The sequence below is a fragment of the Rhodococcus sp. TAF43 genome, assembly GCF_052113525.1.
Lineage (GTDB): Bacteria > Actinomycetota > Actinomycetes > Mycobacteriales > Mycobacteriaceae > Prescottella.
The window spans coordinates 1-11,696 of the sequence record NZ_JBFRDL010000080.1 but is presented as its reverse complement, the minus strand read 5'-3'; the positions used below and the strand labels follow the sequence as shown (position 1 = coordinate 11,696).

Below are 11,696 nucleotides of genomic sequence, written 5' to 3'. Positions count from 1 at the left end.
GAAGACTTCGGCGGGGGTCTTCCAGCCGAGGATCTTGCGGGGTCGGTTGTTGACAGCGAATGCAACAGCTTCGAGGTCCTCCGCAGACCAGCGCGACAGATCGGTTCCCTTCGGGAAGTACTGGCGCAGCAGCCCGTTCATATTCTCGTTCGTGGGTCGCYGCCACGGGGAGTGTGGATCGGCGAAGAACACTCTCGTGCCGGTATCGAGTGTGAACTGGGCATGTCCGGAGAGCTCTTTCCCGCGGTCCCAGGTCAGGGTCTTGCGGAGCTGTCCGGGGAGCCTCGTCATCGAGGTCGCCAGAGCGGCGTTCATCGCGACAGCGCCGTWACCGCCTAGCGACGTACCGTTCTTCACGGGTGGTTTCTCGCCCCAGCCTTCCAGCCGAGGAAGATGCACGAGGAGGACGGATCGGCTGCTGCGCTCGACGAGCGTGCCTATCGCGGATCGGCCGGTGCCGATGATCAGATCGCCCTCCCAGTGGCCGGGGACCGCGCGATCGGCGGCTTCAGCTGGATGTTGTGAGAGAACGACATTCGCGTTGACATGCCCTTGTGGCTTGTTCTGCGACCGTGCCCGAGGCTCCCGCAGCGCGCGKCCGGTACGCAGGCACGTCACCAGTTCGCGTTTGAGCGCGCCACGGCCCTCGATGAACAGCGACTGGTAGATCGCCTCATGGCTGATGCGCATGGACTCATCATCAGGGAAATCCACCTTCAGCCGCTGCGATATCTGTTCCGGGCTCCACGCCATCGCCCACTTCCGGTCCTGCCGATGCGGCTTGTTCAACCCCTTCCACGTTGGTGTCGCCGGGCCCGTGGCCACGCTGCCATCGGGGCACCGAACGCTGCCGGCAAGGCGCTCCTGCACGTACTCACGCAACACGTCGTTGCCCACCAGCTTTGCGGTCTTCGGACGATTCGCCGCCTGCTGCGCCTTCCACTGCGCCACCAGGGCCCGGTAGACCTGCTTTCCGCTCCGGGTCGCTGCATTGCGCCGAAGCTCACGTGAAATCGTCCCCGGGTCCCGTCCGATCCTGCGGGCGATCTCACGGACACCGACATCCTGCGCTCGCAGTAGCGCGATCTCCTCACGCTCAGCGAATGACAGGTAGCGGCCCGTGGGCTCGGCCAGGCTGATCGGCGGCATTCCGCCAGCGTGACGGAACCAGCGGGACCCGACCGGCCACGACACGCCAACAGCTTCCGCCGCCTGCAACGTCGTCACGCCCGAAGCGATCCGCCGCCAGAAGTCCCGCTGCACCGCACGCGATGGCTCTGGCCGGCCYGGTGAACGCATCGGCGGCCTCAGCGCCCGATCCGCCGCCCACTGCCGCCGCGCACCCGAAGGCGCTTCCGACATCCGCTTCCCACCACGTCCCATCGCACACCTCCATGATCGAGGTGTTGCGACGACCGGTTGAATCCGCCTTGCGACCCGCGATCGTGGTGATGAATCAGTCCGGACAGGTCGTCGATGCCCTCGCGATGCCGGGTCCAGATCGCGTGTTCGATCGCGTCGAGCACCAGCTGCGAGGTCATGGTGGTCGCGGTGCGCCACCCGACGATYCGGCGGGCGTASGCATCGATCACGAACGCCACATACACCCASCCGGACCAMGTCGACACGTACGTGAAGTCCGCTACCTACAACACATTTGGTGCTTCGGGGCAGAACTGGCGTTGCACCAGATCGTCGGGACGCCCCGCCTGGGGATCGGCGATCGTGGTGCGTTTGGTCTTGCCGCGGCGGGCTCCCTCGAGGCCGAGGTCGCCCATCAGGCGTTCGACCGCGCAGCGGGCCACCGCGATGCCCTCCCGGTGGCATTGCAGCCACACTTTCTGGGCGCCGTAAACCGAGTAGTTCTCCCGGTGAACACGGGTAATCTCGACTTTGAGCTCCTCGTCACGGATCTGACGCCTGCACGGCAGCCGCCGGCGGGCACAGAAGTCGTAGTAGGTGGACGGCGCGATCTTGCAGCCATGTGCGGTCAGCACGCGGCAGATCGGCTCGATGCCGTACTCCTGCTTATGTTCGTCGATGTAGTCAACGATCACCGATTGCGGCGGTCGAGCTCCGCCGCGAAGAAAGTCGATGCAGACTTCAGAATATCGTTGGCGCGCTTGAGTTCTCGATTCTCAGCTCGGAGCTTCCGGAGTTCCTCGGCCATCTCGCTGGTCACCCCGGGACGCTTCCCCGCGTCGACCTGATCGCGACGAACCCAGTTCAACAGGGTCTGTGCCGASCCGATGCCCAACTTGTCGGCAACCGACTCGATCGCCGCCCACTCCGACGAATACTCGCCACGCACCTCGGCGACCATCCGCACCGCCCGCTCACGCAGCTCGGCCGGGTACTTCCTCGAACCTGACATGACTCCATCCTTCACAAGAGATGAAGTCTCCGGACTCACCGGGGCGATTCACAAGTTCGGTTGCGAACTGCGCGAGTTCAACGGAGAAGAAGACCACATCCACCTCCTCATCAGCTTCCCCGCCACAGTCCAACTGTCCCGCCTGATCAACTCCCTCAAAGGCGTCTCCTCGAGGCATCTGCGACGCGACCACGCAGATCACCTCGACCACTATCTGTGGGGAGGACACCTCTGGTCACGCTCCTACTACTGCGGAACCGCAGGCGGCGCACCACTTTCAACGATCGCCGAGTACGTCCAGTCCCAACGACGGCCCACCTGAACAACGGCGATTCACCTCCACCCTGAACGGTGGAGCACTCTCACAAATGCCAGGTAGATTCGATGGCAGCCGTCACTGGACCGCCCCGTCCGGCGACGGTGCCGGGGAGGCGGAGCGTTAGCGATATTCCCCCAGCGGAGATCCCCCTCTGTTCCGCCTCCCCCCACTCTTCCTCGGCAGATCGCGGCCTACTTCTTGCTCGTCAGGTGCCAACGCCCGCATGGACACCGATACGAACGCCGCGGCGACTTCAACTCACGATGCCCATTGCGGCCAGCCCGTGAAAGTGCGAGTGCTGCTGCTGCACTATCGCGGTACTTCACCTTGTCCGGCGTGGGACACCGTCGACGCTCCACCTCCCGACCGGCCAGCGGCTGTCGGCCACCTTGGTAGGAGATCCGGCGACCGCCGAGCTCGTCGAGAGCCGACCGGAGCGACATCGCGTCCTGATCAGCGAACTCGTCGAGCAACGTTTGACCGTAGTACGCCGAGGTTGGCACGACGCGACATTGCAAAGCCGCTTGCCGGGCACTGAGAACGTCACGGTCGATGAACGCCAGATGCGGACTTACTACGCGCTCGTTGATCCACACCGCGCCGACCGGTGTGCCTCCGACGTCGAGCACCAGCCTCAGCGCATCGACATCCCTGAATCGCCGAGCCATCTTTCCCCCTCTCCGGACGACCCTATCGTCGCCCCGTCGACGCGAGCCTGTACGCGAGAGTGCCGAAAACCCGATGCGGAATCAGATCCGACCCTCGCATGATGCGCGCAGTAGCTGTGAGACCGTCAGACAACGCGGACTGGAAGCATGTCCGAACGCACAGCGCTGATCTGCACCAGCTGCCCGGTCTGCGGAGCCTCGATCATGCGCCCCTCTCCGAGGTAGATCGCGACGTGGTTGGCGCCATCGGCCTGCCAGTTCCCGAACCGTAGATCGCCCGGCTGCGCCTCGCCCCACGGCACCTGCCTACCGGAAGTGAACTGCACTTGCGATGTGCGCGGGAGCAGGATTCGGCCTCCAGTCGCCTGGTAGACCGCGAAACGCGTCAGTCCAGAGCAGTCGAAACCAGCTGTCGGACCCCCGGTTCCGTCGCCCATGGTCGGACCATCGAGTGCGCCTCCACCCCACTGGTAGGGCAAGCCGATCGCGGTCAACGCGGCTTCGATGATGCGGCGCGCTGCCTCGACGTCGCGGGGAAGGGTCGGGTCGAATACCAGATCTGGCAGTGCCAGCGAACCGCTGAACACCGTTCCTAGCCCGGAGAGCGAAGGGATCGAGGCCGCCGGCGGGGTGGCTACCGTGACGGGAGATGCAGCTGCCTGCAGATCGGGCGCACCGTGAGGTGATGGCGCGTCGGACTCGACAGGAGACGGGTCCGACGGCGGTAGCTGCGGATCGGTGACACGACCAGGCACCTCGAGGCCGGGGACGAGCGCACCGACCGCCTCATTCCAGTGATCGATGACCGGCGGCGGCACATCCTGAAGGTACGGCGCGAGCGCCTCCTGCATTTGCGGTGCCGCACTCTGTACCGCTTCGACGATTTGCGCACTGGTTTCTTCGACGACGGGCGGCACCGCGGCACCCTGGATCGCTGCTCCGGCAGCGGCCGCACCGGCGACCAGAAGAGAAACTGGATCGAAAGACATGAGAGCTCCTCGCTGAGTGACGTTGCGCCGGTTGACGTTCCGACGCTTCTGATCGATTCAACGGAAATGTAGATCGAACCCAGGACACTACGAACACGACGCAAATCGTCGACGGAGCTCCGTACGACCCGCCGATCAGATCCGTGACCGCACCGCACTCGATGCCACCGACCTGACCCGAACTCATCCCGGAGGCTCACAGCGTGGCCGACGCCCCAACGGCCAGCGCTAAGCCCGAATCCACCGATCAGGTTGATTAGTAGTCGGTTTCRCAATTGAATCATCGTCCGCGATTGTGGACATGAGTGCGCTCCCGACCACCGATGTCGGTTGTTCCACTGGTTTCCTTAGGTCGTGCCGTGTGCGGCTGTGGTCAGGTGGCTGTCTGATTGGGTGGGGCCCGCAGACGCTGGTGAACAGCGTGGTCCATGCGGTTGCCCAGGGCCAGGATCGAGGTAGGTGCAGGGTCCGTTGTCGTGCGGAGGAGGCGATCCGGGCTGGGACGGTAATCAGTGTGCGGCGGATCGTCGCCGTGGCGGCCTTGGCGAGCGTGCCGCCGGCGATGGTTGCGGCTGCTCGGGTGAGGTTGAATGCCATGGCGGCCAGCGTCAGCCATGCGCTGTTGGCAGTGAATTTCCCTGAGGGCATGTGCGCCAGGGGTCCGTTCTTCAAGTCGGAGTGAACCTGCTCGATGATCGCGTGATGCCGGTGGGTCTTGTCCGCCATGACTGTGTCGAGTTCTGCGCGGTCGGTGGTGGTGAAGAAGGCGTGGAATCGCCAGGTGTCGAACAACGACTCTTGTCCATCGTTGGCTTTCGTGCGCAGATCGGGGATCCGTCGAACGACCAGGCGCCCGCAAACCTGCTCGCTCGCCTTCCTCGAGGTGAATGCGGTGAACGGAACTTCGGCGACCTCGGCCTGGGAGATCCACTGGCCGGTCGGCTCGTCGTAGACGGCGTCGGTGTACTCGATCGGAACCCATGCGTCAGCTTCGATCTGCGCGATGGCGGCACGGACCTTGGGATCGAGGCGAACGGTGACTGATACGTCCGCGCCGCCCTTGATTGCGGCCCCGATTGTCGCGTGCCCGTAGAACGCTGAATCGGCGCGCAGCAGTATGTGGCTCGGCGCATCCGGGCGGCGTAGACGACGAACCGTAGCGAGAGTGTCAGCCACGATGCGGGTGGCTCCACGCGGTGATCCGCAAGAGCCCTTACGTAGGCGCTGTGAGGCGATCACGGGTGCGGCCTGTTCGGTGGTGATCGTCGCGAACAGTGCGTTCAAGCCGCGGACACCGGAGTATCCGTAGCCGGAGCCCTCCTTCTTATACCCGTGGACCTCGATGATCGTGTCGTCGACGTCGACGAGAACCCGGTCGGTGTTGATCCCGGCAACCAGTGGTGTTCGGGCCGCGAGGTTTGCCAGTAGCCGTGATGCGACAGCGTCGAGTTGCCGGACATGCCCGAATCTGAATGCTCGCAGGAACGAGCCGAGCGTGGAAGGCGCATAGGGTCGCTCAAGAATTTTGTTCATCGCGCCGTGCCGTAGAAGCGCCATATCGTCGATGCTGTCGGCACCGGCGATCATCCCTGCCACCATCGAGGTGACTTTCAACCCGGCGTTGGCTCCCTTGTCAGTCGGCACACTCAGATGTTCATCGGCCAATGCTCCCAGGCCGGTCACGCGTGCAAGTCGCACGAGCGGTTCGAGGCCCGCGTAAGCAAGCAGATTCGGATCATCGAACCGGATCGCGGTGACCGGGCGTGATGGCGAGAGGTGAGTCATCACAGACGGTGCGCGGCGCTATCGATCTCCTCGCGTGGCCTTGTCTGCTTCGGTGCTGTTGGCCTCTGCCGCTCGAGCGGCGACCGCGAGGACTGACACAAGCGTGGCGATGATCGCTGCGGCAACGATGGCGGCGCTGTATCCCTGGACGAGGCGCTCCAACGAGTCCGCTGCGTTCGAGTGCGCGGTCACCGTGGCGGCGGTGGTCGCCAAGATCGCGAGTCCGACCGCACCGCCTGTTCCCCGCGCGGTGTTGACCAGTCCCGAGGCGAGGCCCGCGTGCTCGGCGTCGATGCCAGTGGTGGCCAGGGCGACGCAGGGCATGATGACGATGCTCGCCCCAGCAGCCCACACGAGCGTGGGTCCGAGAATGTGCAGAACATATCCGCTGTGCGCGGTGATGGTGGCGAGCCAGACGAGCCCGGCCGCCATCAGAAGGCCTCTCCCGGCGATGAGACGGCGTACCCCGAATGCGGCAAGCAGCGACCTCGAGGCGAGCGCACCGAGCGTGAGCACGATGCTCATCGGTACCAGCGCGAGACCGGTCCGCAGTGGACTTTGTCCGAGGACTTGCTGCAGGTAGAGCGACAAGAAGTACATCGTGGCGGTCATGATTGCGCCGAGCCCGGCGATGACGGTGTTCGCGACCACGATGTTGCGCCGGCGCAGGATCGACAAGGGCACAAGTGGATTCGAGCTGCGCCGCTCGACGAGAACGAACAGTCCGAGAAGAGCGACCGCGGCACCAAGGGGCACTACGACGTAGGCCGACGCCCAGCCGTGCACCCCGGCTTGGGAGATGCCATAGGTCAGCACCCCGACACCGAGGGTGACCGTCACCGCGCCGGGCTCGTCGAGCGCCCACCTCGCACGCACCTGCGCCGGCGCGAGGGTCGCCGTCGCCAAGAACCACAACAACACGCCGATGGGGACGTTGATGAGCAGTACCCAGCGCCAACCCAGGGCACCGGTGATCACACCGCCGAGCACCAAGCCGAGCGCACCGGCCGAGCTGGAGGTGGCGCTCCAGATCGCCAACGCGCGAGCACGGCGGTCGCCGGTGTGGGTCGCGGTGAGCAGGCTCAGGCTGATCGGCGCCAACGCCGCCGCACCGACACCCTGCGCCAGACGCGCCGCGATCAGCACAGTCGGGTCGTGAGCGAGACCGCCCGCGAGGCTGGCGAGGGTGAACACCGCGATTCCCGCGAGGAAGACTCGCCGGTGACCGATGAAATCGGCGGCACGGGCGGCCAGCAGCAACAAGCCGCCGAAGGTGACCAGATACCCATTGACGACCCACTGCAGCGCCGATGGCGACATGCCCAGATCGATGCGTATCTGGGGCAGAGCCACGTTCACCACCAGCCCGTCCAGGATCACCATCAGCTGCGCGCCACACGCCAGGACGAGCACCACGGCCAATGGGACACGGGGCTTCGCCACCGAGGACGACTGGTAAACAATGTTCACTTGGGTGACGGTAGAGCGTGCCCGAGGCGGTGGTCAACCCCTCCGTCGTAGGCTCGACAGCCATGGCTGCACGCGGACTGACCCGGGACCGACTCGTGGCGATCGCCCATGGCTACGTGACCGAGCACGGCCTCGACGCCCTGACGATGCGGCGTCTGGCAGTCGCCGCCGGCGTCTCCCCGGGCGCCATCTACAAGCATTTCCGCGACCAACGCGACCTGCGCCGCGCGATGGCCGACGCCGTCTACGCCACCATCGATCTGTCCGACATCGACACCGACCGGCCGACTGCCGAACAGGTCATCGCCTGCTGCATGCGCATGCGGGCCGCGATGCTGCAGTTTCGAGACGGCGGCCGCATCGTCGCCGGCTCCTACTCGCCGTTCGCCGCGACGGCGGCTCTCGGTGCAACACTGCGCACACTCCTGCACGCGATCGCCCTTCCGTCCTTCGACGCCGGGAACCTCGCATACGTGCTGCGCAACTTCACCGTCGGATTCGTCATCGAGGAGCAGGCCTACCTCGGTCTGGTCGCCAACGGCGAATGGGACAGTCTCATTCAGATGCCTCCCGGCCACGAACTAGTCGAACCGGACGGCGTCTCCGACGCCATCACCATCCTCGGCGACAACCGCGACCAACGGTTTCGCGCAGGCATCGAAGCGATCCTCGCCGGAACCGTCGCCTAGCCCAAGCCCGGCACCAGTCGCTAGGGAGTCGCACATCCCCGGCCTGCGGCCTGCCATTCTATGCTTCCGTAGCGCCCCGACCAGCCACGAACGACCATCACCTGCCAGGTGAAGCGGCAGACAGGCTCAGACGCACTCAAATCATCTGAACGGCAACATGTTCCGAGCGAAGACCTTTTACCTATCCCAAAGGATCGGTGGATTCAGGCTAAGTAGATCGCGACTGCCCGAACTGTCCTGGCTACTGTGCACCATGCAGCAATGAGCTCAGCAGATGAGACGAACGAGCAGCCCCCCACGTCGTGGCAATCGCGTGGCCTGTGCAGGAGGCACCCCGAATTGTTCTTCCCCCGACAAGGCGACGGCGCCAGCAACAAGAAGGCGAAGATGCTCTGCCAGCAGTGCCCCGTCCTCACCAGCTGCCTCGAACACGCCCTGCAGTGCAACGAGAGGTATGGCATCTGGGGCGGAATGAGCCCCGCGGAGCGCCAGAGCCTACGGAAGGCCAGGCGCAGCGGATCCGCAGCCTAGCTGTGCAACTGAAGGAGGCCTATGACAACGGGTCTCGTGTTTTCTGTCGGAGCCGTTCGTACAGTGTCTGGCCGGCACCAGAGCCGGACAACCCCACCGCACCCGCAACCCTGCGGGAGCGGATCACACAACTCGACACTGAACTCGCCCAACGCAAACGCGCCGAGAACCAGGAGATTCTCAGCGCAACGCTCGCCAAATACGAAGTTCTGCACCAGATGCCAGATCGACCGATGGCTGCCCCTTCTCCGCGATGAACGGCGCCGTGGGTTCACGCTCCGGTAAGCCGAGCCACACACCGGGAGCGTGATCACCCGACTACTCGCCGATCGCACGGGCCTGACAAGCGAGTAATCCGACGCACTGCACCGCCCCGATGTAGTCCACGCCCGTGGCCGGGTCATCGGCAATCTGGCAGTGGCCATCGCCGACGGCGCCACCGCCATGTCCGACATCGTGCCCCTACGTGACCAGCACCGAATCCTCGGACCGGTAGCGTCGCTGTCGAGGGTCGGGGTCGGGGTTCCGGTCGATTGTGCAGATCGAGCCGGAGCCGCGTTGATAGCTGTTTCCACTGGTAGGTGGAGTGGATGTCCATTCAAAACCTTCCGCTCGGCCACCCCTGAGGTCTAGCCTGACCTGACAGGGTCGGGCCGGTCGAGCATCCCCGGGGTTTGCACATGATCCCTAGTAGCCGGATGTGGGTGACTCCCGCTGCAGAGTGGCGGCGCACGATCTGGGCTGTGACCCCCGTGCGACCTCGGCGGACACGGCCCCTGAGAGGAGATGATCGAGATGCTGGATCCCGGATACTGGGGACCGCTCGGTGTCGCCGTCACGGCGGCGATCGCATGGTGGTACCGGACATTTGGATGAGCCGACCCGACAACGGGCCAAGCACTGATTTGAGCGCCTGGCCCGCTGTCGTGTTGTCAGTTGTTGGTCGGCACGAAGCCCTTGCCCACGGGGTAGGGGCTGCCGGGAGAGTTGATCTCGTTCAGCACCGCCGAGAACTTCACGTACTCGCCCGCGCCACGGTTGTAGCCGACGATCTTGCCGGGATTCGTGTCGATCCATGCAGGACCGCCGCTGTCCCCGTTCCATCCGACCGCCAGGTTGCTCATTCGGGTCGCGTTCTGACCCCAGATGGCCCCGCAGGTGATGCCGGTCGACTGGCCGTCCTTGCACAGGACGCTGAAGTTCGGCGGATTCGCGACCCCGACACCGTCGATGCGGACACCCGGACCGTTCGACTGCAGGATCGCGTCGTCGTTCAACTTGATCACCAGGTAGTCGGTGCCGAACGCCGTGGGGACGTTCCGATCTTCGGGCTGAACGGGGTATCCGGTGCCATTCCAGCTGCGATACGAGATGTGCCCGATCTGCTGACGGGGGCCGTTGTTCGGGGTCTACCGATAGACCGGCGACCCGTCAGGGACCCAACTCCCCGGAAGGTTGTTGACGGTGTCCGGCAGGATGCTCGCGCAGTGCGCTGCCGAGATCGCGACCTTGTTGCCGGAGTTGTCGGTGCCCACGACTGCGAGGGTGCAGTAGTCGCCGTTCGGCTTGTCCGGTGCTGCGTTCGGTGGCTGCGATGCGTGTGGCGTCCAAGCGATGCCGTTCGAGACGACGCCGGTTGCAGCCGAAGCCGCCGGAGCGAATGCGAGCGTCGGCAGGATGAGTGCCGCGATCGACGCGAGGACGATCAAAATGCGCTTCATGATTCTCCTTCTGTTGGTGATTCCGGCGACTTGGGGGAGCTGGTGGACAAAGGGGCTTGCTCCATCGGGAGGACGAACGGCCTGGGAAGCCATATTCAGTTTGCGGCGGGGGTGACTCCCCGGCCGTCTACGGGGCCCTGTGCGGACATGTCGGAGCGCGCCATTACGCGTGGAATGCGCTGACGGCGAGTGCGAGACATCGAGTGTTCTTCTCATTTTTCTGTCCCTCTTCTTGGTGGCAGTGAGGGGTTGCTGATGAACGCCTCATCGCAGTGAAGGATCCGGGCCTCGAATCTTTGATTCGTAGGCACGTCAAATAGAGCCGTTCGGCCCAGATGCTTAATTTTGCGCGATGTCATCGGCTGAAACGAGAGCTGATGAAAGGGGCCTCGGGGGACCTTTCTGTTATTGGGGGGAGGCCGTTGGTGCGCAATATCTAATTTATTGAGGGTGCACTCGTTTCCCGAATATTCGAGCGGTCCGGGAGATCCGCGCTTCCTCGGGTCGAGCCGAGAGAGTCCGGTGCGGGTCTGGTCGACTCGGTCTCGGTGGTGGCCATGTCGGGGCGCCGCGGTGGCCGGGTGGTGCGGTCTACGCGGGGGGAAGGTCCGTTGCCGGCAGAGTCTTTTTGCTGTCCAGAGGCTTTCGCTTGTCGTCGGTATCGGGCGTCGCGTGCGGCCTGCAAGGCGCGGCGTGCAGAGGGGAGGTCTTCGTGGCAGATTCTCAAGTGGGCTGCGCCGGCGCCCCATGCGGTCACGAGGTTTCCGGTGATACCCCGCCAGCCGCAGGTGCAGACGACGACTGTGGAGAATCGTGTGGCATCGATGTAGATGGTGGCCATGTCCTTGCTCCATATCCGTGAAGATCGGTGGTTAGCCTCGATCTTTCGTGAGCGCGGCGTGCCGGCCTGATCGAGTTCGGATTTCTTGTCCCGGTGATGGTTCCGGTTTCCGGACGTGGCGGGGYGGCCGACGCGGTCGGGTTGCGTCGGGKTCCACGGCCCCGAATGATGGTGCTCCTTTCGTCCCGGCGGGGAAGATTTCCGCTGGTCAGGTCACTGTTTTTGGTGTCGTCACGCGTGTGATCGCGGCGACGAGCAGGTCGACGTGGGGTGCGTGGGCGGCGAGTTTGAGGTGGATGCGTGGATGCG

10 protein-coding genes, 2 pseudogenes and 1 other annotated feature are annotated in these 11,696 nt (G+C 64.6%); of the genes and pseudogenes, 3 read left to right on the top strand and 9 right to left on the bottom strand.

Annotated features, from left to right (window positions below; genetic code table 11):
- The 4 genes from AB4Z09_RS27810 to AB4Z09_RS27795 all read right to left on the bottom strand — a co-directional run.
- A partial coding sequence (locus tag AB4Z09_RS27810; RefSeq protein ID WP_442241247.1) for an IS30 family transposase occupies nt 1-1,362 on the bottom strand: 1,362 nt, incomplete at its 3' end.
- Nucleotides 1,308-1,592: a DDE-type integrase/transposase/recombinase gene (locus AB4Z09_RS27805; protein ID WP_442241246.1), complete on the bottom strand. Its 285-nt coding sequence runs from the start codon at nt 1,590-1,592 to the stop codon at nt 1,308-1,310. The genes AB4Z09_RS27810 and AB4Z09_RS27805, both read right to left, overlap by 55 nt.
- Before the next feature lie 54 nt (nt 1,593-1,646).
- Complete coding sequence (locus AB4Z09_RS27800) at nt 1,647-2,057, bottom strand: IS3 family transposase (RefSeq protein ID WP_174910713.1); 411 nt, start codon at nt 2,055-2,057, stop codon at nt 1,647-1,649.
- Nucleotides 1,965-2,093: a sequence feature (AL1L pseudoknot), on the bottom strand. It overlaps the preceding gene by 93 nt.
- Nucleotides 2,054-2,374: a transposase gene (locus AB4Z09_RS27795; RefSeq protein ID WP_174910710.1), complete on the bottom strand. Its 321-nt coding sequence runs from the start codon at nt 2,372-2,374 to the stop codon at nt 2,054-2,056. It overlaps the preceding feature by 40 nt. The genes AB4Z09_RS27800 and AB4Z09_RS27795 overlap by 4 nt, the downstream gene beginning before the upstream one ends.
- A 52-nt stretch (nt 2,375-2,426) precedes the next feature.
- Between AB4Z09_RS27795 and tnpA the strand changes: the two are divergent.
- Nucleotides 2,427-2,696, top strand: a pseudogene (gene tnpA / locus AB4Z09_RS27790) (IS200/IS605 family transposase); the annotation flags it as partial.
- 790 nt (nt 2,697-3,486) lie between these two features.
- On the opposite strand, the gene AB4Z09_RS27785 reads toward tnpA, so the two are convergent.
- From AB4Z09_RS27785 to AB4Z09_RS27775, 3 genes and pseudogenes are all read right to left on the bottom strand, one after another.
- Nucleotides 3,487-4,278 (bottom strand): NlpC/P60 family protein, encoded by a 792-nt coding sequence (locus tag AB4Z09_RS27785; RefSeq protein ID WP_442241245.1) that lies wholly within the window; start codon nt 4,276-4,278, stop codon nt 3,487-3,489.
- A 468-nt stretch (nt 4,279-4,746) separates the two neighbouring features.
- Nucleotides 4,747-6,135: pseudogene (locus AB4Z09_RS27780) on the bottom strand (IS1380 family transposase); the annotation flags it as partial.
- Nucleotides 6,136-6,153: 18 nt separating this feature from the next.
- Nucleotides 6,154-7,605, bottom strand: a complete 1,452-nt coding sequence (locus tag AB4Z09_RS27775; RefSeq protein ID WP_442241244.1) for a DHA2 family efflux MFS transporter permease subunit — start codon at nt 7,603-7,605, stop codon at nt 6,154-6,156.
- A gap of 62 nt (nt 7,606-7,667) precedes the next feature.
- Between AB4Z09_RS27775 and AB4Z09_RS27770 the strand changes: the two genes are divergently transcribed.
- Together AB4Z09_RS27770 and AB4Z09_RS27765 are read left to right on the top strand one after the other, a co-directional pair.
- Nucleotides 7,668-8,294: a TetR/AcrR family transcriptional regulator gene (locus AB4Z09_RS27770; protein ID WP_174910701.1), complete on the top strand. Its 627-nt coding sequence runs from the start codon at nt 7,668-7,670 to the stop codon at nt 8,292-8,294.
- A gap of 261 nt (nt 8,295-8,555) precedes the next feature.
- Entirely contained in the window at nt 8,556-8,825 is a 270-nt protein-coding gene (locus AB4Z09_RS27765) for a WhiB family transcriptional regulator (RefSeq protein WP_174910699.1), read from the top strand.
- A gap of 932 nt (nt 8,826-9,757) precedes the next feature.
- Here the strand turns inward: AB4Z09_RS27765 and AB4Z09_RS27760 are convergent.
- Together AB4Z09_RS27760 and AB4Z09_RS27755 are read right to left on the bottom strand one after the other, a co-directional pair.
- Nucleotides 9,758-10,111: a hypothetical protein gene (locus tag AB4Z09_RS27760; RefSeq protein WP_442241243.1), complete on the bottom strand. Its 354-nt coding sequence runs from the start codon at nt 10,109-10,111 to the stop codon at nt 9,758-9,760.
- A 123-nt stretch (nt 10,112-10,234) separates the two neighbouring features.
- On the bottom strand, nt 10,235-10,546 hold the full coding sequence (locus AB4Z09_RS27755; RefSeq protein ID WP_442241242.1) for a hypothetical protein: 312 nt from the start codon (nt 10,544-10,546) through the stop codon (nt 10,235-10,237).
- Between the last annotated feature and the right edge of the window lie 1,150 nt (nt 10,547-11,696).